The 21,424-nt window shown below is 71.3% G+C and carries 18 protein-coding genes; 1 reads left to right on the top strand and 17 read right to left on the bottom strand.

What is annotated here, in order from left to right; genetic code table 11:
• Window positions 1-181: 181 nt before the first annotated feature.
• The 17 genes from K415_RS0109890 to K415_RS0109810 all read right to left on the bottom strand — a co-directional run bounded on the left by K415_RS0109890 (window position 182) and on the right by K415_RS0109810 (window position 19,801).
• Entirely contained in the window at window positions 182-1,186 is a 1,005-nt protein-coding gene (locus tag K415_RS0109890; RefSeq protein WP_024286894.1) for a polyprenyl synthetase family protein, read from the bottom strand.
• Window positions 1,183-2,766, bottom strand: coding sequence for an NADH-quinone oxidoreductase subunit NuoN (gene nuoN / locus K415_RS0109885; protein ID WP_029663532.1), 1,584 nt, complete (start codon window positions 2,764-2,766; stop codon window positions 1,183-1,185). Before nuoN ends, K415_RS0109890 begins: the two co-directional genes overlap by 4 nt.
• On the bottom strand, window positions 2,763-4,400 hold the full coding sequence (locus tag K415_RS0109880; protein WP_024286892.1) for an NADH-quinone oxidoreductase subunit M: 1,638 nt from the start codon (window positions 4,398-4,400) through the stop codon (window positions 2,763-2,765). Before K415_RS0109880 ends, nuoN begins: the two co-directional genes overlap by 4 nt.
• Before the next feature lie 13 nt (window positions 4,401-4,413).
• Window positions 4,414-6,381, bottom strand: a complete 1,968-nt coding sequence (nuoL, locus tag K415_RS0109875) for an NADH-quinone oxidoreductase subunit L (protein WP_369795278.1) — start codon at window positions 6,379-6,381, stop codon at window positions 4,414-4,416.
• 37 nt (window positions 6,382-6,418) lie between these two features.
• The gene (gene nuoK, locus K415_RS0109870; protein WP_024286890.1) at window positions 6,419-6,718 is read right to left on the bottom strand and encodes an NADH-quinone oxidoreductase subunit NuoK; all 300 of its coding nucleotides are present in this window, start codon (window positions 6,716-6,718) and stop codon (window positions 6,419-6,421) included.
• A complete protein-coding gene (locus tag K415_RS0109865; RefSeq protein WP_024286889.1) occupies window positions 6,715-7,557 on the bottom strand; it encodes an NADH-quinone oxidoreductase subunit J in 843 nt (280 codons plus the stop codon). Before K415_RS0109865 ends, nuoK begins: the two co-directional genes overlap by 4 nt.
• The gene (gene nuoI, locus K415_RS0109860; protein WP_231494984.1) at window positions 7,554-8,180 is read right to left on the bottom strand and encodes an NADH-quinone oxidoreductase subunit NuoI; all 627 of its coding nucleotides are present in this window, start codon (window positions 8,178-8,180) and stop codon (window positions 7,554-7,556) included. Before nuoI ends, K415_RS0109865 begins: the two co-directional genes overlap by 4 nt.
• A 67-nt stretch (window positions 8,181-8,247) precedes the next feature.
• Window positions 8,248-9,648: an NADH-quinone oxidoreductase subunit NuoH gene (gene nuoH / locus K415_RS0109855; RefSeq protein WP_051480496.1), complete on the bottom strand. Its 1,401-nt coding sequence runs from the start codon at window positions 9,646-9,648 to the stop codon at window positions 8,248-8,250.
• Window positions 9,648-12,326, bottom strand: a complete 2,679-nt coding sequence (locus K415_RS0109850) for an NADH-quinone oxidoreductase subunit G (protein ID WP_024286886.1) — start codon at window positions 12,324-12,326, stop codon at window positions 9,648-9,650. The genes nuoH and K415_RS0109850 overlap by 1 nt, the downstream gene beginning before the upstream one ends.
• Window positions 12,323-13,684 (bottom strand): NADH-quinone oxidoreductase subunit NuoF, encoded by a 1,362-nt coding sequence (gene nuoF, locus K415_RS0109845; protein ID WP_155859424.1) that lies wholly within the window; start codon window positions 13,682-13,684, stop codon window positions 12,323-12,325. Before nuoF ends, K415_RS0109850 begins: the two co-directional genes overlap by 4 nt.
• Window positions 13,681-14,397, bottom strand: a complete 717-nt coding sequence (gene nuoE / locus K415_RS0109840; RefSeq protein ID WP_081784969.1) for an NADH-quinone oxidoreductase subunit NuoE — start codon at window positions 14,395-14,397, stop codon at window positions 13,681-13,683. Before nuoE ends, nuoF begins: the two co-directional genes overlap by 4 nt.
• The gene (locus K415_RS0109835; protein ID WP_024286884.1) at window positions 14,397-15,749 is read right to left on the bottom strand and encodes an NADH-quinone oxidoreductase subunit D; all 1,353 of its coding nucleotides are present in this window, start codon (window positions 15,747-15,749) and stop codon (window positions 14,397-14,399) included. The genes nuoE and K415_RS0109835 overlap by 1 nt, the downstream gene beginning before the upstream one ends.
• Entirely contained in the window at window positions 15,749-16,591 is an 843-nt protein-coding gene (locus tag K415_RS21720; RefSeq protein WP_024286883.1) for an NADH-quinone oxidoreductase subunit C, read from the bottom strand. The genes K415_RS0109835 and K415_RS21720 overlap by 1 nt, the downstream gene beginning before the upstream one ends.
• The gene (locus K415_RS0109825) at window positions 16,588-17,139 is read right to left on the bottom strand and encodes an NADH-quinone oxidoreductase subunit B family protein (protein ID WP_024286882.1); all 552 of its coding nucleotides are present in this window, start codon (window positions 17,137-17,139) and stop codon (window positions 16,588-16,590) included. The genes K415_RS21720 and K415_RS0109825 overlap by 4 nt, the downstream gene beginning before the upstream one ends.
• 49 nt (window positions 17,140-17,188) lie before the next feature.
• Entirely contained in the window at window positions 17,189-17,551 is a 363-nt protein-coding gene (locus tag K415_RS0109820; protein WP_024286881.1) for an NADH-quinone oxidoreductase subunit A, read from the bottom strand.
• A 97-nt stretch (window positions 17,552-17,648) separates the two neighbouring features.
• Window positions 17,649-18,947 (bottom strand): geranylgeranyl reductase family protein, encoded by a 1,299-nt coding sequence (locus tag K415_RS0109815; RefSeq protein ID WP_024286880.1) that lies wholly within the window; start codon window positions 18,945-18,947, stop codon window positions 17,649-17,651.
• A 107-nt stretch (window positions 18,948-19,054) separates the two neighbouring features.
• The gene (locus K415_RS0109810) at window positions 19,055-19,801 is read right to left on the bottom strand and encodes a demethylmenaquinone methyltransferase (protein WP_024286879.1); all 747 of its coding nucleotides are present in this window, start codon (window positions 19,799-19,801) and stop codon (window positions 19,055-19,057) included.
• A gap of 263 nt (window positions 19,802-20,064) precedes the next feature.
• On the opposite strand from K415_RS0109810, the gene K415_RS0109805 reads away from it, so the two are divergent.
• Entirely contained in the window at window positions 20,065-21,396 is a 1,332-nt protein-coding gene (locus K415_RS0109805; RefSeq protein WP_024286878.1) for an isochorismate synthase MenF, read from the top strand.
• Window positions 21,397-21,424 lie beyond the last annotated feature (28 nt).

The following is a 21,424-nucleotide window of genomic DNA, read 5'->3' as shown; positions in this document are numbered from 1 at the left end:
AGACATGAGCCCGGGACCGAGAGTCAGGAGTGCTCAGGCGCTCGTTCCCCGGGTGACGGGGCGAACGGCACGATGACCGGCCGGTGACCGGCCGACGACCGGCCGACGACCGGCACGGCGCAAGGGTACCGAGTGCCGCGGGCGCGCCGGGCGGGACTCCAGGACCTGGATCCCCGGTCGTTCAGGACGCCCGGTCGACCAGGGCGTCGGTGAAGGCGACGAGGGCGTCCTTGACCGGCCCGTCCGGCAGCCCGTCGAGCGCCGAGACGGCCCGGTGGGCCCACGCCACGGCGAGCTCCTGGGTCTGGGCGACGACCGCGTGGCGACGCAGGCCGGCGACCGCCTGCGCGAGCGCGGCGTCGCTGGTCAGGTCGGAGTCGAGCAGGGCGACGAGCTCGCGGTCGCCCTGCGTGGCATCCGGCCCCGCGGCCTTGGCCCGCAGCAGCAGCGCAGGCATGGTCGGGACGCGCTCGCGCAGGTCGGTGCCCGGCGTCTTGCCGGTCTGCGCACCGTCCGAGGTCAGGTCGATGACGTCGTCGGCGAGCTGGAAGGCGACACCGACCCGCTCGCCGTACTCCGCGAGGGTCGCCACGACGGCCGGCCGGCAGCCGGCGAACATCGCACCGAACCGGGCCGACGTCGCGATCAGCGAACCCGTCTTGTCCGACAGGACCTGCAGGTAGTGCTCGACCGGATCGGCGTCCGCCGCGGGTCCGACGGTCTCGTGCAGCTGGCCGAGGCAGAGCCGCTCGAAGGTGGCCGCCTGGATCCGCACCGCGTCCGGACCCAGGCCCGCGACGATGCCCGACGCCCGCGCGAAGAGCAGGTCACCGGTGAGGATCGCGACGTGGTTGCCCCACACCGAGTGCGCGGACGGCGCACCGCGGCGCACGGGTGCGGAGTCCATCACGTCGTCGTGGTAGAGCGTGGCCAGGTGCGTGAGCTCGACGACGACTGCCGCGTCGACGACCTCGGGGCGCTGACCCTCGCCGAGCTGGGCGGCGAGCAGGGCGAGCATCGGTCGCAGCCGCTTGCCGCCGGCGTTCACCAGGTGCCGCGAGGTCGCGTCGGCGAGCAGGTCGGTGTGCGCGACGGCGTCGCGCAGCCGCTCCTCGACCAGGGCGAGGCGGCCCGCCAGCAGGTCGGCGAGCTCGGGGTCTGCCAGCGGGAAGGGGGCCGACGTCACGGGATGAACTTCGCGGCGTCCGCGAGCAGGTCGAGCAGCGGCGAGGGCAGCACGCCGAGTGCGACGGTCGCCAGCACGCCCAGCGCGATGGCGACGGTGGTGAAGCCCTCGGAGCGGACGACTGTCGTCGACTCCCCCGGCGTACCCACCGGATCGGTGAAGAACATCAGGACGATGAGCCGCACGTAGAAGAACACCGAGGCGGCCGAGACCACGACACCGACGACGACGAGCCAGGTCAGACCGCCCTCGACGGCGGCGGAGAAGACGGCGAACTTCCCGATGAAGCCGGCCGTCAACGGGATGCCGGCGAACGAGAGCAGGAAGAGCGCGAACGAACCGGCCAGCAACGGGTGGCGCTGACCGAGTCCTGACCACTGGGACAGGTGCGTCGCCTCGGCGACCACCACACCGCCCGGCCCGGCGTTGACCTCACGGACGAGCGAGACGATGGCGAACGCGCCGATCGTGGCCAGCCCGTAGGCCAGCAGGTAGAACAGGACGGCGGAGATGCCGGCCTGGGTCAGGGCGACGACGCCGACCAGGATGAAGCCGGCGTGCGCGATCGAGGAGTACGCGAGCATCCGCTTGACGTCGGTCTGCACGATCGCCACGACCGTCCCGACGACCATCGTCAGGACGGCGACCGCCGAGAGCAGCGGGATCACGTCCCACTCGAGCGGCGGCAGCACGACGTAGACGAAGCGCAGGATCGCGCCGAATGCAGCGATCTTGGTGCACGCGGCCATGAAGCCGGTGATCGGCGTCGGGGCGCCCTGGTAGACGTCCGGCGTCCACGAGTGGAAGGGCACCGCGCCGACCTTGAACAGCAGTCCGACCAGCACCAGGACGACCCCACCGATCAGCAGCGGGTCGAGGCCGACGACGGTGCCGATCGCGGCACCGATCTCGGAGAGCCGCAGGGACCCGGCGAAGCCGTAGAGCAGTGCCGTGCCGAACAGGAAGAACGCCGAGGCGAACGCGCCGAGCAGGAAGTACTTCATCGACGCCTCCTGGCTGAGCAGGCGGCGACGGCGCGCCATCCCGGACAGCAGGTACAGCGGCAGCGAGAGCACCTCGAGCGCGACGAACAGGGTCAGCAGGTCACCGGCGGCCGGGAAGATCATCATGCCGCCGATGGCGAACAGGGTCAGCGGGTAGACCTCGGTCTGGGCCAGGCCCTTGCGCCGCGCGAGCTCCTCGTAGTCCGAGCCGGGGACGGCGGAGGCCGACGGCGCGAAGGCGTCCTCGCCGGAGTCGGTGCGGTCGGCGATCACAAGCAGCGCGATCAGGCCGAGCCCCGCGACGGTGCCCTGCAGCACCAGCGCCGGACCGTCGATGATCATCGAACCGTTGAGCACGACCGTCCCACCACTGGCGGCGACGTCGGACCACAGGGCGGCCACGGCGATCACGGCGCCCGCCGTGGAGGCCAGGGCGAGGCTGAGCTGCACGGGCCGGCGCAGCCGCTGGGGTGCGAACGCCTCGACGAGCACCCCGAGCACCCCGGCGATGAGCACGACGGCCACCGGTGCGAGGTACGCCCACGGGATCTCGGGCGCCACGAAGGCCGGTGTCACTGGTCGCTCCCGTCCTCGGAGGTACTGGCACCGGCCGCCGGGTCGGCGTGGGTGGGCACGACGTCGTCGACACCGACCTGGGTCAGGGTCACCGAGGCGGGCTCACGGACCAGGTCGAGCGCGGGCGCCGGGTAGAACCCGAGCACGAGCATCGCGGCGATCAGCGGTCCGACGACCCAGCGCTCCCGGTTCGACAGGTCCGGCATGGTCGCCAGGCCGTCGCGCACCGGACCGGTGAAGATCCGCTGGTAGGCGAGCAGGATGTACAGCGCCGCGAGCACGACCGCGAACGTGGCGACGACCGCGGCGGGCTTGTTCGCGCCGAAGGTCCCGACCAGCACCAGGAGCTCGCTGACGAAGGGCGACAGGCCGGGCAGCGAGAGCGCCGACAGACCGGCGACCAGGAACGTGCCGGCCAGGACCGGGACGACCTTCTGCAGGCCGCCGAAGTCGGCGATCCGCTGCGAGCCCCGCCTGGTCACCAGGAAGCCGGCCACCAGGAACAGGGCGCCGGTCGACAGGCCGTGGTTGACCATGTAGAGGGAGGCACCCTGCACGCTGACCGAGGTGAAGGCGAAGATTCCCAGCACGATGAAGCCGAAGTGGCTCACCGAGGTGTAGGCGATCAGCCGCATGAGGTCCTCCTGGCCGATGGCCAGCAGGGCGCCGTACAGGATCGAGATCACGGCGAGCACGATGATCACGGGCGCTGCCCACCGGGACGCCTCGGGGAACAGCGGGAGGCACAGCGTGAGCATCCCGAAGGTGCCGACCTTGTCCAGGACCCCGACCAGGAGCACCGAGGTACCGGCCGGGGCCTGCTCCGCCGCGTCGGGCAGCCAGGTGTGGACCGGCCACATCGGGGCCTTGATCGCGAACGCGAGGAAGAAGGCCAGGAAGATCAGCCGCTCGGTCGTCACCGGCAGGTCGAGACCGACGAGCTTGTCGATCATGAAGCCGTCAGGTCCGCCCGGGCCCTGCAGGTACAGCGCGATCACACCCGCGAGCATGACCAGTCCGCCGGCCAGCGAGAAGAGCAGGAACTTGACCGCGGCATAGCGCCGCTGCAGCCCGCCGAAGGCCCCGATCATGAAGTAGACCGGGATGAGCATGGCCTCGAACAGGACGTAGAAGAGGAACACGTCCCGTGCGGAGAACACCGCGACGATGAACGCCTCGAGCACCAGGACCAGCGCCATGTAGTGCCGGATCCGGTTGCCGCCCACCGCGCCGGGCCCGGCGACCCCCGCGACCACTGCGGCGTGGTCGCCGGATTCCGCGACCGCGACCACCCCCGCGTCGGGGTGCTCACGCCACGCGGCAAGCAGCACCAGCGGCACCAGGAGCACCGAGAGCAGCACGAGCGCCAGACCGACACCGTCGACACCGACCGCGTAGGAGACGCCGAAGGCCGGGATCCAGGCCTTCGTGTCGATGAGCTGGTGGGTCCCCGCTGCCGCCGTGTCGAAGTCGAGCGCCGCGAGGATGCCGAGCAGCAGCACCAGCAGGGACACCCCGACGGCGATCGGCCGGGCGAACCGGTGGGCCGACCGGGGCAGCGCCCACACGATGCCGGCACCGACCAGCGGGACCACGATCATCGTGGTCAGCCAGGGGAAGGTCTGATCGAGCATCTGGGTCTTCCCCTCAGATCCGGAACGCCAGGGCGATCGCCGCGAGGACGACGAACCCGGCAACCATGGTGGCTGCGTAGGAGCGGACGAATCCGTTCTGCAGCTTGCGGACGACCTCGCCGGAGCCGGCGACGAGCCGCGCGATGCCGGTGGCGGCGCCGTCGACCACCTGCCGGTCGCCGTAGACGAGCGACCGGGTCAGGTACTGGCCGGGGTGCATCAGAAGTCCCTCATTCACGTCGTCCTGGTACAGGTCCTTGCGGGCGGCCCGGGTGAGCACGGAGCCGCGCGGGGCGATGACCGCCACCGGTGAGGCCGCGTACTGACGCCAGGCCAGGAACGCCCCGGCGGCCACCAGGATCAGGGTCAGAGCCATGATCAGCGGGACCGGGATCACCGGCTCGTGGTGCTCGGTGTGGCCGGTCACCGGCTCGAGCCAGGTCGTGAACGCGTTGCCGACCGCGAGCACGAGGCCGAGGGCCACCGAACCGGCCGCCAGCACGATCATCGGCCAGGTCATCAGGCCCGAGGGCTCGTGCGGGTGCTGCACGGGCCCGTCCGGGGCGCCGCCGCCGTGCCCGTCGCTCCACCGCCGGTCGCCGTGGAAGGTCATGAAGAACAGCCGCGACATGTAGAAGGCCGTGATGCCGGCGCCGACCAGGGCGACCGAGCCCAGGAGCCACGGCTGCCAGCCCTCGCCGCCGGCGGTGGCGAACGCGGACTCGATGATCTTGTCCTTGCTCCAGAAGCCGGAGAACGGCGGGACGCCGAGGATCGCCAGCCAGCCCAGACCGAACGTGATCCAGGTGACCTTCATGTACCGCGACAGGCCACCGAAGCGCCGCATGTCGACCTGGTCGCCCATGCCGTGCATCACCGAGCCCGCGCCGAGGAACATGCCGGCCTTGAAGAAGCCGTGCGTGACCAGGTGGAAGATCGCGAACGCGTAGCCGATCGGGCCCAGGCCCGCGGCCAGCATCATGTAGCCGATCTGGGACATCGTCGAGGCTGCGAGCGTCTTCTTGATGTCGTCCTTCGCGCAACCGACGATCGCACCGAACAGCAACGTGATCGCACCGATGATCGCCACGACGAGCAGGGCGACCGGCGCCCCGGCGTAGACCGGCGCGGACCGCACGACCAGGTAGACGCCGGCGGTGACCATGGTCGCGGCGTGGATGAGCGCCGAGACCGGCGTCGGGCCGGCCATCGCGTCACCCAGCCAGGACTGCAGCGGGAACTGCGCCGACTTCCCGGTGGCTGCGAGCAGCAGCATCAGCCCGGCCGCGGTCAGCAGCGCCTCGTCCGCGCCGTCGGCCAGAGCGAAGACCGTCTCGAAGTCGGTGGCACCGAAGGCCGCGAAGAAGATCATGACCGCGACGAGCATGCCCATGTCGCCGACCCGGTTGACCACGAACGCCTTCTTCGCGGCGACCGCGTTGGGCAGCTCGTGGTTCCAGAAGCCGATCAAGAGGTACGACGCGAGGCCCACACCCTCCCAGCCGACGAAGAGCAGCACGTAGCTGTCGGCCAGGACGAGCAGCAGCATCGCCGCGACGAAGATGTTCAGGTACGCGAAGAACCGCCTGCGGTCCACGTCGTGCTCCATGTACGCGACCGCGTACACGTGGATGAGCGTGCCGACGAAGGTCACCAGGAGCACGAAGGTCAGCGAGAGCGGGTCGATCCGCAGTCCGGCGTCCAGGTCGAACGCGCCGGCCGGGATCCAGGTGAACAGGTGCAGGTCGGCGACCCGTTCACCGGCCGGCGCCGCAAGGGTCACGAGCCACAGCACCGCGCCGACGACGAAGGCCGCCCCTGAGGCCGCCACACCGAGCCAGTGGCCCCACGCGTCGCCGCGCCGACCGATCAGCAGCAGGATGGCAGCGCCGAGCAGCGGCAGGGCGACCAGCAGCCAGGCGGCGGTCAGGGCGCCCGTCGCCGGGACGGCCGTGGCGATGCCGTCGACCTCCGTCGGCAGGGCAGCAAGAGCAGTCGTGATCACCGTCGTGCGCTCCCTAGCTCTTCAACAGGTTGACGTCGTCCACCGAGGCGGAGCGGCGGGTGCGGTAGATCGCGACGATGATGGCCAGTCCGATGACGACCTCGGCGGCGGCCACGACCATGACGAAGAACGCCATCACCTGACCGCTGAGGTCACCGTGGATCCGCGCGAAGGTCACGAAGGCCAGGTTGGCCGCGTTGAGCATCAGCTCGATCCCCATGAACACGACGATCGCGTTGCGGCGCAGCAGCACGGCCGACGCACCGATGGTGAACAGCAGGCTCGAGAGCACCAGGTAGTTGCTCAGGTTCATCGGACCGGCTCCTCACCCGTGATGGCACGTCGCGGTGGTGTGGACCCGGTGCCCGCGTCGCCGATCTCCGCATGGACCTCGGCGACCGAGCGTTCCTGACCACGGCTGCGCAGCACGCGCGGCACCGAGGACTCGAGCGGGTAGCCGTCCGGACCGAGGGCCGGGACGTCCATCGCGTTGCTGCGTGCGTAGACGCCGGGTGCCGGCAGCGGCGTGAGCGTCCCGCCGCCCGCGACGCGCGCGTCGGCACGCTCCCGCTGGCCGCGGAGCTTGGTCAGCCGCTGGCGGTGCGTGAGCACCAGGGCGCCGAGCGCCGCCGTGACCAGCAGCGTCCCGACGGCCTCGAGGGCGAACACGTGGTCGCCGAAGATGACCCGCGCGACGCCGACCGGGTTGCCGTCGACGTTGGCGGCCGCGAGCCCCACGGGGGTGATGTCGGCCGCGGTGAGCACGACGCCGACGAGCACGACGGCCAGGCCGATGCCGAGCAGGGCGCCGATCCAGCGCTGCCCGGTGATCGTCTCCACCAGGGAGTCGGAGGAGTCGACGCCGACGAGCATCAGGACGAAGAGGAAGAGCATCATCACCGCGCCGGTGTAGACGATCACCTGCACGACGCCGAGGAACGGCGCCTCCTGTGCGACGTAGAGGATCGCCAGCGAGATCATCACCACCACGATGCTCATCGCCGCGTGCACGGTCTTGCGGGCGAACAGCAGCCCGAGCGCGGCGAGCACCATGACCGGCGCGAGGAACCAGAAGAGCACCGCCTCGCTGTTGGAGGTCTCGCCGGTCTCGGCGATCGTCGCGGCCAGGCCGGCCAGCAGGGCGGCGCTCATCGGGCCGCCTCACCGGTACGGCGCGCGGTCGTGACCGTGGCGAGGGACGGGTCCTCCGGGCGCCACCGCGCGACCCAGTCGACCTGCTCGGGGGCCGGTCCGGAGACCGATCCGCGGTAGTAGTCGGTGTCCTCGGTGCCCGGCACCATCGGGTGCGGGGCCGCGAGCATGCCGTCCGCGAGCGGCGCGAGGAGGTCCTGCTTCTCGAAGATCATCGCGCTGCGGGTCGGGCTCGCGAGCTCGAACTCGTTCGTCATCGTCAGGGCGCGGGTCGGGCACGCCTCGATGCACAGCCCGCAGAAGATGCAGCGCAGGTAGTTGATCTGGTAGACGCGGCCGTACCGCTCACCGGGCGAGAACTGGGCGTCGGGCGTGTTGTCCGCGCCCTCGACGTAGATCGCGTCGGCCGGGCAGGCCCACGCGCACAGCTCGCAGCCGATGCACTTCTCGAGGCCGTCCGGGTACCGGTTGAGCTGGTGACGGCCGTGGTAGCGCGGCTTGGTCGGCACCTTCTCGAACGGGTACTGCTCGGTGACCGTCGGCTTGAACATCGAGGAGATGGTCACGCCGAAGCCGGCCACCGGGGACAGCAGCTCGCCGAGCGCCGACTTGGGCTCGATCAGCGACTCGTACCGGGGCCCGCCGCCGGCGGCGACCTCGCCGGCGCCCTCGCGCCGGGTGATGTCCTTGTCAGCCACGGGGCTTCTCCTCCTCGACGTCGGACGGCTCGTCCGTGCCGCTCTCGAGCGTCGCGGTCGCGGCCTGCGCCGACGCGGACTGCTGCGCCTGCGCCCGCGCCCGGCGCGGTGACAGCGGCAGGGTCTGCCCGGGCAGGGGCGGGACGGGGTAACCGCCCGCGAACGCGTCGAACGGCTCGGTCGCGCCGGCCGACGGGTCGACCGGCTCGGGCTTCTTCTCAGGTATCAGGAACGAGACCGCGACCCCGACCAGCGCCAGGACACCCAGGCCGATGAGCATGCTCCGCAGGTTGACGTCGGTGAACTGCAGGACCCCCTGCACGACCGAGACGCACACGATCCAGGCCAGCGCGGCCGGGATGAGCACCTTCCAGCCGAACTTCATGAACTGGTCGTAGCGGAAGCGCAGCAGCGTGCCGCGGATCCAGACGAACAGGAACATGAAGAACCACAGCTTGGCCAGGAACCAGAGCAGCGGCCACCAGCCCTCGTTGAACATCCCGTCGTTGACCAGGTGCAGGCCGAAGGGCGCCCGCCAGCCGCCGAAGAAGAGCGTCGTGGCCACCGCGGAGACGTTGAGCATGTTGATGTACTCGGCAAGGAAGAACCAGGCGAACTTCATCGAGGAGTACTCGGTCATGAACCCCGAGACGAGCTCGCCCTCGGCCTCCGGCAGGTCGAACGGCAGCCGGTTGACCTCGCCGACCATCGAGATGAAGTAGATGACGAAGGCGGGCAGCAGCGGGAACACCCACCACACCTCCGCCTGCGACTCGACGATCTGCGAGGTGGACATCGTCCCGGCCAGGACGAAGACGCTCACCAGGGACAGGCCCATGGCGAGCTCGTAGCTGATCACCTGCGCGGTGGAGCGCACCGCACCCAGCAGCGGGTAGGTCGAGCCCGAGGACCAGCCGCCCAGCACGATGCCGTACACGCCGACCGACGTCGCCGCCAGGATGTACAGCACAGCGACCGGGAAGTCGGTCAGCTGCAGCGGTGTGACCACGCCGAAGATCGAGACCTCCGGTCCGAGCGGGATGACCGCGAACGTCAGCAACGCGCAGAACACGGAGATCATCGGCGCGACGATGTAGACGACCTTGTCCGCCGCCTTGACGTTGATGTCCTCCTTGAGCAGGAGCTTCATCGCGTCGGAGATGGACTGCAGCAGACCGAACGGACCGTGCACGTTGGGCCCGGGCCGGATCTGCATGCGGGCGACGACCTTGCGCTCGAACCAGATCGCCATCAGCACACTGACCAGCAGGAAGACGATCACGCCGACAGCCTTGATCAGGATGATCCAGCCGGTGTCGTTGCTGAAGTCGGCGCCCGGCACGTCGGCCGCATCGGCGGCCTGAGCCAGCACGAACGCGTTGAGCACGGCCATCACAGCCCCTCTCCCTCATCGGCGGGTCGTTCGTCGGGCACCTGCACGTCCGTCGGCTCGGCTGCGGCGAGGACGTCGACGACCGAGCCCGCGTCGACCCGGAGGGTCGAGCGCACCATCGAGCCGACCGACGCCGTCGGGACCCACACCACGCCGTCCGGCATCGACGTCACCACGAGCGGCAGGGTGACCTGACCGGCCTCGGTGCGCACGGTGATGCGGCCACCGGTCGCCAGACCGAGCCGGGTGGCGAGCTCAACGGACGCCCGGGCGACGGGCCGCTCGGCGGTTCCGGCCAGGAAGGCCTCGCCGTCCTGGCACCGACCGGCGTCCAGCAGCTGGTGCCAGGTGGCCAGTACCGCCTGGCCGTCGCCGACCGCCGGCGGCTCGACAGCGGTGACCGACGGCGCCGCGCCCCGTGCACCGTCCCACGCACCGAGCGCGTCGATCTCGGCGTGCACCTGGGCGAGCGTGCGGAGCCCGAGCGGTGCACCGAGGGCGTCGGCGAGGGCGTCCAGCACGCGATGGTCCGCCATCGCGGTGGAGGTCAGTGCCTGCGGGAACGGCCGCGGGCGGCCCTCCCAGTTGAGGAACGTCCCCGGCTTCTCGACCGGCGGGGCGACCGGCAGCACGACGTCGGCGAGCTCGGTGACCACCGAGGCGCGGACCTCGAGGCTGACCAGGAAGCCGACGTCGACGAGAGCCGTGAGGGCGGCCGTGGGATCGGGCAGGTCCATCGGGTCGACGCCGCCGACGACGAGCCCGCCGAGGGTCCCGTCGATCGCGGCCGCGATCATCTGCGAGGTGTCCCGGCCGGGCGCATCGGGCAGCCGCTCGACGTCCCACGCCGCTGCGACGTCCACCCGGGCCGCCGGATCGGCGACCGGACGACCGCCGGGCAGCAGACCGGGCAGCGTGCCGACCTCGACGCCGCCACGCTCACCTGCGCGGCGCGGCAGCCAGGCCAGGCGCGCGCCTGTCGACCGGGCCAGGCGCAGCACGGCGCTCAGCCCGCCGGGCACTGTGGCGAGCCGCTCACCGACGAGGATGATCGCGTCGCTGCGCAGCGCCACCGCCGCCTCGGCCAGCACGCTCCCAGCGGCGCGCCGCGGGGAGCCGAGCGCGTCGAGGACCTCGGGCTCGGTGCCGGGTGCGGCCTGGAGGAGAGTGCCGTTCAGCCTGGCCAGGGCCCGGCTCGCGAAGGGCGCGACGGAGAACACCCGGTTCCGGTGCGCCTGGACGCCCTTGCGCAGCCGCAGGAAGGCGATGCCGCCCTCGTCCTCCGGCTCGAAGGCGACCAGGAGGGTCGTCGGGGCGTGCTCGAGGTCGGCGAAGGTCACCGACATCCGGGAGCCGGCCACGTGGTGGGCGCAGAACGCCTCCTCCTCGGCCGAGTGCGGGCGTGCGCGGTGATCGACGTCGTTGGTGCCGAGGACCGCCCGGGCGAACTTCTGGTAGGCGTAGGCGTCCTCGATCGTCGACCGACCGCCCGGGAGCACACCGACGCCACCGGCGGCCCGGGCCGCCGTCAGGCCTGCGGCCGCGACCTCGAGCGCCTCGGCCCAGCTGGCCGGCCGCAGCTCGCCGCGGCTGCCGTCCTCGCCGCGGTCCCGCACCAGCGGGACGGTGAGACGGTCCGCCATGGCCTGCCAGGTGTAGCCGAACCGGTCCTTGTCGGTGATCCACTCCTCGTTGACCGCCGGGTCGTCACCGGCGAGACGGCGCATCACGACGCCGCGACGGTGGTCGATCCGGATCGCGGCACCGTTGCTGTCGTGCTCGGCGACGCCCGGGGTGGAGACCAGGTCGAAGGGTCGGGACCGGAACCGGTACGCGGCACTGGTCAGGGCACCGACCGGGCAGATCTGCACGGTGTTGCCCGAGAAGTACGACGCGAAGGGCCGACCCGAGGTGTCGAGCGTGGCCTGGCCGAGCGGGCCGGCCGAGTCGTGCGCCGGCATCCCGATCGCCGCGCCGATCGGCGTCCCGTCGGGCTGGGCGCCGCGGTACACCTGCACCGGCTCGGCGCCGGCGAAACCGAGCACGCTCGGGTCGAAGACACCGATCTGCTGCTTGATGCCGCGCTGCTGCAGGTCGATGAACGGGTCCCCGGCGATCTGCTCCGAGAACCGGGTGCAGCGCTGGCACAGCACGCAGCGGTCCCGGTCGAGCAGGATCTGGGTCGAGATCGCGATCGGCTTGGGGAAGGTCCGCTTGATGTCGTGGAACCGGCTCGTCCCGTGGGCGTTGCTCATCGTCTGGTTCTGCAGCGGGCACTCCCCGCCCTTGTCGCAGGTGGGGCAGTCGAGCGGGTGGTTGATCAGCAGGAGCTCGAGGTTGCCGTGCTGGGCCTTGTCCGCGACCGCGGACGTGCGCTGGGTCCGGACCACCATGCCCGGGGTCGCCTCGAGCGTGCAGGAGGCCTGCGGCTTGGGCATCGGACGGACGGTGCCCTCACGGTCGGGGGTCGCCACCTCGACCAGGCACTGCCGGCACGCGCCGACGGGCGTGAGCAAGGGGTGGTCGCAGAACCGCGGGATGGCGATGCCGAGCGACTCGGCCGCACGGATCACCAGGGTGCCCCGGGGGACGGCGAGCTCGATGTCGTCGATCGTGAACGTGACCTGGTCGGCGACGGTCGGCAGGGTCCCGCCCGCCGTCGGCTGCGTCGTCGTCATGCTCCCACCGTTCCTGCGGCCACACCGGAGAGCGCATGCACATCGGCACGCCGGTTGCGGGGGGTGTACTCGAACAGGGCTGCGGCCGCCGGGTCGAACGGGCAGCCACCGCCGGTGATGTGCGCCTCGAACTCGGCGCGGAACAGGGCGATGCCCGAGGTGACGGTCGACGTCGCGCCGTCGCCCAGGGCGCAGAACGCCCGGCCGAGGATGTTGTCGCACACGTCCAGGAGGGTGTCGAGGTCCTCCATCGTGCCCTGGCCGTGCTCGATGCGCGCCAGGATCTGCTTCATCCAGTACGTGCCCTCACGGCAGGGCGTGCACTTGCCGCAGGACTCGTGCGCGTAGAACTCGGCCCAGCGGGTGATCGCCCGGACCACGCACGTGGTGTCGTCGAAGATCTGCAGTGCGCGGGTGCCGAGCATCGAGCCCGCCGCGCCGACCGACTCGTAGTCCAGCGCCACGTCGAGGTGGTCGGCGGTGAACAGCGGCGTCGAGGACCCGCCGGGGGTCCAGAACTTCAGCTCGTGGCCCGCACGCACCCCGCCGGCCATCGCCAGCAGCTCGCGCAGCGTGATGCCGAGCGGCGCCTCGTACTGGCCTGGACGCTGCACGTGACCGGACAGCGAGAACAGGCCGAAACCGGCCGACCGCTCGGTGCCCATCGACCGGTACCAGTCGACGCCCCCGGTGATGATCGACGGCACGGAGGCGATCGACTCGACGTTGTTGACCACTGTCGGCCGCGCGTACAGACCGGCGACGGCGGGGAACGGCGGCTTGAGGCGCGGCTGCCCCCGACGGCCCTCGAGGGAGTCGAGCAGCGCCGTCTCCTCACCGCAGATGTAGGCGCCGGCTCCCGCGTGCACGGTGACCTCGAGGTCGTAGCCGGTGCCGAGCACGTCGGAGCCGAGGTACCCCTTGGCGTAGGCCTCCTCGACCGCGCGCAGGACCCGCCGGTACACGTGCAGCACCTCGCCGCGCACGTAGACGAAGGCGTGGTGGCAGCCGATCGCGAACGAGGTGATCGCGATGCCCTCGATGAGCGCGTGCGGATCGGCCATCATCAGCGGGATGTCCTTGCAGGTCCCCGGCTCGGACTCGTCCGCGTTGACCACCAGGTAGCGCGGACCGCCGTCGGGGGCCGGCAGGAAGCTCCACTTCAGTCCGGTGGGGAACCCGGCACCACCACGGCCACGCAGGCCGGAGTCCTTGACCGCGGACACGATCGCTGCGGGGTCCATGGCCACCGCGGTCCGCAGACCGGTGTAGCCACCGTTGGCCTCGTAGGTCGCCATCGACCAGGAGGCGTCAGCGTCCCAGTGGGCGCTCAGGACGGGCGTCAGGGTCACCATCACGCATCCTTCGTGCTCGGGTCGTGGCCGGTGGTCGTCCGGGCACCCCTCGCGGGTGCGGTCCAGCCCTTCTCCCGCGCGAGCACCGTACCGGCCAGGGTGGGCCCACCTGCACCGACGCCCTCGTCGGCGCGGCCGTCGCTGAACCCGGCCAGCACGCGCGACATCGCCTTGAACGAGCACACCGACGAGGCGCCACGGGTCGGGGCGACCGGCTCACCGGACCGGAGCCGGTCGACGACCTGCTTGGCCGAGTCCGGCGTCTGGTTGTCGAAGAACTCCCAGTTGACCATCATCACCGGCGCGTAGTCGCAGGCCGCGTTGCACTCGATCCGCTCGAGCGTGACGGCGCCGTCCGTGGTCGTCTCGTCGTGCCCGACGCCGAGATGGTCGGAGAGCTCCTCGTAGATCGCGTCGCCGCCCATCACGGCGCACAGCGTGTTGGTGCACACGCCGACGGTGTACGTGCCGTTGGGGTGGCGCTTGTACTGCGTGTAGAAGGTCGCGACGGCCGAGACCTCCGCCGTGCTCATGCCGAGGGTCCGCGCGCAGAAGGCGATGCCGTCCGGGCTGACGTAGCCGTCCTCCGACTGCACCAGGTGCAGCAGCGGGAGCAGCGCCGACCGCGGCTCGGGGTACCGGGCGACGGCGACCGCCGCATCGGCGACCAGACGGTCGAGCTTGGCGCCCTCATAGGGCTCGTAGCCGGTGGTCATCAGCGGTCCACCCCTCCCAGGACGGGATCCAGACCGGCGACCGCGACGACGACGTCGGCCACCTGGCCGCCCTCGCACATCAGGGAGACCGCCTGCAGGTTGTTGAAGGACGGGTCGCGGAAGTGCGCCCGGTACGGCCTGGTCCCGCCGTCGGAGACCAGGTGCACGCCGAGCTCCCCGCGCGGGGCCTCGACCCGCTGCCAGACCTGACCAGCCGGCACCCGGAAGCCCTCGGTGACGAGCTTGAAGTGGTGGATCAGGGCCTCCATCGAGGTGCCCATGATCTCCTTGATGTGGTCGAGCGAGTTGCCCATGCCGTCCGAGCCGATGGCGAGCTGTGCCGGCCAGGCGATCTTCTTGTCGGCGACCATCACCGGGCCCGGCCCCATGGCCTGGAGCCGGTCGGTGCACTGCTGGACGATCCGCAGCGACTGGTAGCACTCCTCGACCCGCAGGACGACCCGGGAGAACGAGTCGGCGTCGGTCGAGGTCGGCACGTCGAAGTCGTACGTCTCGTAGCCGCAGTACGGCGTCGCCTTGCGCACGTCGTACGGCAGGCCCGCCGAGCGCAGCACCGGTCCGGTGATGCCCAGGGCCATCGCACCGGCCAGGCTGAGGTGCCCGACGCCGATCAGGCGACCCTTGAAGATCGGGTTGCCGAGCATCAGGTCGGTCAGCTGGCGGATGTAGTCCCGGACCTTGACCATGGCCTCGCGGATCGTGTCGAGCGCACCGGGTGGGATGTCCTGGGCGACGCCGCCGGGGCGCACGTACGCGTGGTTCATCCGCAGGCCGGTGATGAGCTCGAAGATCCGCAGGATCTCCTCGCGGGCGGTGAACGCTGTCGTCATGATCGTCGTGGCGCCGAGCTCGTTGCCGCCGGTGCCGAGCGCGATGAGGTGGGACGCGACCCGGTTGAGCTCCATCATCAGCACTCGGATGACCGTCGCCCGCTCCGGGACGTCCTGCGTGATGCCGAGCAGCTTCTCGACGGCCAGGCCGTAGGCCGTCTCCTGGAAGAGCGGGGCGAGGTAGTCCATCCGGGTGCAGAACGTGGTGCCCTGCGTCCAGGTCCGGTACTCCATGTTCTTCTCGATGCCGGTGTGCAGGTAGCCGACGCCGCAGCGGGCCTCGGTCACCGTCTCACCGTCGATCTCGAGCATCAGCCGGAGCACACCGTGGGTCGACGGGTGCTGCGGGCCCATGTTGACGACGATGCGCTCCTCGCCGAGGCGTGCTGCCTCCTCGGCGATCTCGGACCAGTCGCCGCCGGATGCCTCGAAGCTCGGCACGTCCCGCGTCGAGGGGTCGACGACGAACGGGCTCGCGTGGGGGGTCTGGGACTCAGCCATCAGGTGTACGACCTCCGCTCGTCGGGCGGCGGGATGCTCGCGCCCTTGTACTCCACCGGGATCCCGCCGAGCGGGTAGTCCTTGCGCTGCGGGTGACCGGGCCAGTCGTCGGGCATCGCGATCCGGGCCAGCCCGGGGTGGCCGTCGAAGACGATCCCGAAGAAGTCCCAGGTCTCCCGCTCGTGCCAGTCGTGGCCCGGGTAGACCCGGACGCTGGACGGGATGTGCGGATCGCCGTCGGGCACCGCGACCTCCAGGCGCAGCGACCGCCCGTGGGTCACCGAGAACAGGTGGTAGACGGCGTGCAGCTCGCGGCCGGTCTCGTGCGGGTAGTGCACGCCCGAGACGCCGAGGCCGAGCTCGAAGCGCAGGTCCTGGTCGTCCCGCAGTGCCTGACACACCTGGACCAGGTGCTCGCGCCGGACGAAGAGGGTCAGCTCCTCGCGGTCGACGACGACCTTCTCGATCGCGGTGTCGAACGCGGTCCCGCCCTCGGTGAGCACCTCGGCGAGGATGTCGACGACCTCGTCGAACCAGCCGCCGTAGGGCCGCTCGCTCGGGCCGGGCATCGCGATCGTGCTGACCAGGCCGCCGAACCCGGAGGTGTCACCGGTGCCGCGGGCACCGAACATGCCGGTCCGGACGTCGACGACCTCGAGCTGGGGGCGGCCGTCGGTCGTGGCGGGCACGTTCTGCGAGCCGGCCTCGTGCGCGGCCTCGACGGCTGTCTGCGGGGTGTCCGAGGCCGCGGTGCCGACCGGGCCGCCGCCGGCCTTGGCCGCCGCAGCGGCGTCCTTGGCCTCCTGCGGCGCGTCGTCGTCGGTCTTCGGGGTGTCGCTCACCGCAGCAGACCCTTCATCTGGGAGGTCGGTGTCACGCCGAGCGCAGCCGCCTCGGCAGCCCGGGCGGCCTCCTCGCGGTTGACCCCGAGCGGCTCGGCCTGGATCTGGTCGTGCAGCGTGAGGATCGCGTTGATCAGCATCTCGGGCCGGGGTGGGCAGCCGGGCAGGTAGATGTCCACCGGCACGATGTGGTCGACGCCCTGCACGATGGCGTAGTTGTTGAACATCCCGCCGGACGATGCGCACACGCCCATCGACAGGACCCACTTGGGTCCGGCCATCTGGTCGTAGACCTGCCGGACGACCGGCGCCATCTTCTGGCTCACCCGGCCGGCGACGATCATCAGGTCCGCCTGGCGCGGCGAGGCGCGGAAGACCTCCATGCCGAACCGCGAGAGGTCGAACCGCGAGGTGCCGGCCGCCATCATCTCGATCGCGCAGCACGCGAGGCCGAAGGTCACCGGCCACAGCGAGGCCTTGCGGAAGTAGCCCGCCAGGTCCTCGATCGTGGTCAGCAGGAACCCGGACGGTGCGTCCTCGATACCCATGGCCCTCCTCCTTCCTCTCCTGCGTCCGTCAGTCCGGCTCGCTCGTCGGTCAGTCCCACTCGAAGCCGCCGCGGCGCCACTCGTAGACGAAGGGCACCGTGATCAGGACCAGGAACGTCATCATGGCCACGACGCCGAACATCATCAGCTCCCCGAAGGCCACCGCCCACGGGTACATGAAGACGACCTCGATGTCGAAGATGATGAAGGTCATCGCCACGAGGTAGTACTTGATCGGGAAGCGGCCGCCGCCCACCGCGTGCGGGGTCGGGTCGATCCCGCACTCGTAGGCTTCGAGCTTGGCGCGGTTGTACCGCTTCGGGCCGATGATCGCGCTCGCACCGACACCACCGAGTGCGAGCACTGCCGCGACACCCATCAGGACGAGGATCGGGACGTAGGGGTTGCTCATCGGACCCTCCAGGACAGGGGCGGTCTCAGCGACGGCGGGACGGCCGTCGCGCGGGCACGGTCGGTCGGCGACGCAGCCACCGCTGAGTGTCGTCGGGTCATGCTGCCGGCGCAATCCGGGTCAGCGCGCTGATGAAGCGGTCGGACAGGTCCCCGCCGTGCGGCTCGTAGACGTCCGCGAGGAGCTTGAGGGTCAGCCGCATGAGGGCAGGTCGCGGGAGCCCGTAGCGCGTGCACACCCGCATCACCTCGGGGTGCTCGATGAGCTTCACGAACACCCGGCCCAGCGTGTAGTAGCCACCCAGCTCGTCCGCCATGATCTTCGGGTACGTGGCGAGGGTGCTCTCGCGGGCGGCGTCGGTCGTCCGGGACCTGGCCTGCGCGATGACCTCGGCGGCCCGCCGCGCGGCCTGCATCGCGTACGCGATGCCCTCGCCGTTGAACGGGCTGACCATGCCACCGGCATCCCCGACGAGCATCAGCCCACGCGTGTAGTGCGGCTTGCGGTTGAAGCCCATCGGCAGAGCGGCGCTGCGCACCGGCCCGACCTGGTTCTCCGGGGTGAACTCCCACTCCGGCGGGGTGTTGGCGACCCACCGCCGCAGGAGGTCCTTGTAGTCGATCTTGGTGGTGGTGGCACGGGAGCTCACGCTGCCGAGGCCGACGTTCGCCGTGCCGTCGCCCAGCCCGAAGATCCAGCCGTAGCCGGGCATCAGGTTGGACTTGCCGGGCCGGCCGTCCCAGAGCTCGAGCCAGCTCTCCATCCAGTCGTCGTCGTGCCGCGGGGTCTTGAAGTAGGTCCGGACGGCGACGCCCATCGGCCGGTTCGGGTTCTTCTCGATGCCCAGCGACAGCGCGAGCCGGGACGAGACGCCGTCGGCAGCGATCACCACCGGGGCGCGCAGGGTGACCTCGTCACCGGCGCGCCGCCCCTCGGCGTCGACCGGGCGGGCCGTCACCCCGACGACGCGGCCGCTGCGCTCGTGCAGCACCGGGCCGGTCACGTTCATCTGCTCGACGATCCGGGCGCCCGCCGCCCTGGCGTGCCGGGCGAGGGTGTCGTCGAAGTCCTTGCGCGTGCGGCTGACGCCGTAGTTGGGGAAGGCGTCGAGCTCGGGCCACGGCAGCTCGAGGCGGTGCCCACCGCCGTAGACGCGCAGACCCTTGTTCCGGATCCAGCCGTCCTCCGCGCGCATCGGCACGCCCATCGCGACGAGCTCACGGACCGAGCGCGGCGTGAAGCCGTCGCCGCAGACCTTCTCGCGCGGGAAGGCCGTCTTCTCCAGGACCAGGACATCCAGACCTGCGACGGCGAGGTAGTAGGCAGCGGTGGATCCGGCGGGACCGGCACCCACGACGATGACGTCGGCGTCATCGTGCTGCGACCCAGTCGTCACGCCTGCCTCATCCTTGTGAATCCTTGTGAACAATTTCACGAACGGAACCGGGTCAGTCTACCGACGCAGGACGCCGGAGCCGATCAACGGCCCGCCCGACGTCGGACCTACGTCCTAGATGTCCTGTCGCCCGGTGCTGGGTCGCTGTCGCCTGCCGGTGGGTCCGGACGGACTGCGCGGTGCAGCGCGACGATCCCACCGCTGAGGTTGCGGTACGCGACCTCGCTCCAGCCGGCCCGACGGATCAGGCGGCCGAGACCCGCCTGGTCCGGCCACTGGCGGATCGACTCGGCCAGGTAGACGTAGGCGTCCGGCTCCTTGGAGACCGCGCGCGCCACCGGCGGCAGCGCGCGCATCAGGTACTCGGTGTACAGCGTGCGGAACGGCGCCCACGTGGGCCTCGAGAACTCGCAGACGACGAGACGGCCGCCCGGCTTGGTCACCCGCAGCATCTCCGCGAGCGCCGCCGTGGTGTCCGCCACGTTGCGCAGACCGAAGGAGATCGTCACCGCGTCGAACGATGCGTCGGCGAACGGCAGCCGCATCGCGTCGCCGGCGGTGAAGGGCAGGTCGGGACGCCGCGCCTTGCCGACCTCGAGCATGCCGACCGAGAAGTCGCACGGCACGACCCGCACGCCGTCGGCCTCGAATGGCTCGCTGGACGTGCCGGTCCCGGCCGCCAGGTCCAGCACGACGTCGCCCGGCCACGCGTCGACGGCGCGGATCGTCGCGGAGCGCCATCGGCGGTCCTGGCCGAGCGAGATGACGTCGTTCGTCAGGTCGTAGCGTCGCGCGATGCCGTCGAACATCGCGGCGACGTCGTGCGGCTGCTTGTCGAGGCTCGCGCGGGACATGTGGACAGTCTCGCATCCCGCGCGAGCCCGGCCGCCCCTGCCCCGAGTGGAGCGATCGGACCCCGTGTGGAGCGATCGGACCCCGTGTGGAGCGATCGGACCCCGTGTGGAGCGATCGGACCCCGTGTGGAGCGTCGCGACCTCGACACGCGGGCGTGTCGAGGTCCGAACGCTCCACACCGACGGGGTCCCGAGCAGGGGACGGCCGAGGTTGCACGGTCGGCGGCGGCGAGCGCACGCTGACCGTCCTACGCTGTACCGCGATGATCCCCGACCCGCACGCGGCTGCGGGTGCAGCCGCCGACGCGGCCGGCACCCGCGCTCTGCCGTTGGTGTCGCGCACCGTCGCCGTCGACGTCGCCGACCTCCCGGCCAACCTCCTCGACCTGCTCCCCCGCACCGGCGCGATGGCGTGGGTGCGCCGCGGCGACGGCCTGGTGGCGTGGGGCGAGCTCCTGCGGGTCGGGACGACCGGGCCGCAGCGGTTCGCCGAGGCGGAGGCGACCTGGCGGTCGATCGTGCGTCACGCCGTCGTACGCGACGAGGTCCGGGTGCCCGGTACCGGGCCGGTCGCCTTCGGGTCGTTCGCCTTCGCGGACGGCTCGCCGGCCGGCGGAGCGCTCGTCGTGCCGCAGGTCGTCGTCGGCCGCCGCGGCGACACGGCATGGGTGACCACCCTCGACGCCGGCGCCGTCGGCGCACCCGGCCCCGACGTGCTCGTCACGCACCCGGCCCCGCAGTCGCCCGGCGCCGTCACGTTCGACGACGGCGCGCTGAGCCGGCAGGGCTGGCAGGAGGCAGTCGCCCGGGCGGTCGGCGAGATCCGTGCGGGTCGGCTGGACAAGGTCGTCCTGGCGCGGGACGTCGTGGCGCGCACCGAGCTGCCGCTCGACCCCCGCTGGGTGCTGCACCGGCTCGCTGCGGACTACGGCTCGTGCTGGACGTTCATGGTCGACCGGATGCTCGGCGCGACACCGGAGCTCCTGGTGCGCAGCGAGAAAGGTCTGGTGACCTCGCGCGTGCTCGCCGGGACGATCCGGCGGACCGGCGACGACGACGCCGACCTGGCGCGCGCAGCCATCCTGGCGCACTCCTCGAAGGACCTCGAGGAGCACGAGTACGCCGTCTCGTCGCTGACCGATGCGCTCGGGCCGTTCTGCTCGTCGACCAACGTGCCAGAGACGCCCTTCGTCCTGCACCTGCCCAACGTGCTGCACCTGGCGACCGACGTGACCGGCGTGCTGGCCACCGACGGCGTGCACCCGGCGCCGTCGAGCCTTCACCTCGCCGCCGCGCTGCACCCGACCGCGGCCGTCGCCGGCACACCGACCGCGGCGGCCTGCGAGCTCATCGGTGATCTCGAGGCGATGGACCGGGCGCGCTACGCCGGTCCGGTGGGCTGGCTCGGCGCCGACGGCGACGGCGAGTGGGGCATCGCGCTCCGGTCGGCCGCGCTCGACCCGGCCGACCCGCACCGGCTGCGGCTGTTCGCCGGCTGCGGCATCGTCGCTGCGTCGGTGCCGTCCGCCGAGCTGGCCGAGTCCGAGGCGAAGCTCGAGCCGATGCGGCACGCGCTGCTCACGCCTGACGCCTGATCGACCACCCGCAGGCAGGACGACGCCG

This window comes from Cellulomonas sp. KRMCY2, from assembly GCF_000526515.1.
Lineage (GTDB): Bacteria > Actinomycetota > Actinomycetes > Actinomycetales > Cellulomonadaceae > Actinotalea.
This window is presented reverse-complemented; position numbering and strand designations above follow the sequence as displayed.

Coding starts and splice junctions, on each gene's coding strand:
- nuoH (WP_051480496.1), bottom strand. CDS start 9,648: ATGGCCGTGCTCAACGCGTTCGTGCTGGCTCAGGCCGCCGATGCGGCC.
- nuoK (WP_024286890.1), bottom strand. CDS start 6,718: ATGAACCTGAGCAACTACCTGGTGCTCTCGAGCCTGCTGTTCACCATC.
- K415_RS0109825 (WP_024286882.1), bottom strand. CDS start 17,139: ATGGGTATCGAGGACGCACCGTCCGGGTTCCTGCTGACCACGATCGAG.
- K415_RS0109805 (WP_024286878.1), top strand. CDS start 20,065: ATGATCCCCGACCCGCACGCGGCTGCGGGTGCAGCCGCCGACGCGGCC.
- K415_RS0109850 (WP_024286886.1), bottom strand. CDS start 12,326: ATGACGACGACGCAGCCGACGGCGGGCGGGACCCTGCCGACCGTCGCC.
- K415_RS0109865 (WP_024286889.1), bottom strand. CDS start 7,557: ATGAGCGCCGCCCTGCTGGCCGGCCTGGCCGCGACGATCGCCGAGACC.
- K415_RS0109810 (WP_024286879.1), bottom strand. CDS start 19,801: ATGTCCCGCGCGAGCCTCGACAAGCAGCCGCACGACGTCGCCGCGATG.
- nuoE (WP_081784969.1), bottom strand. CDS start 14,397: ATGACCACCGGCTACGAGCCCTATGAGGGCGCCAAGCTCGACCGTCTG.
- K415_RS0109835 (WP_024286884.1), bottom strand. CDS start 15,749: ATGGCTGAGTCCCAGACCCCCCACGCGAGCCCGTTCGTCGTCGACCCC.
- K415_RS0109880 (WP_024286892.1), bottom strand. CDS start 4,400: ATGCTCGATCAGACCTTCCCCTGGCTGACCACGATGATCGTGGTCCCG.
- K415_RS0109820 (WP_024286881.1), bottom strand. CDS start 17,551: ATGAGCAACCCCTACGTCCCGATCCTCGTCCTGATGGGTGTCGCGGCA.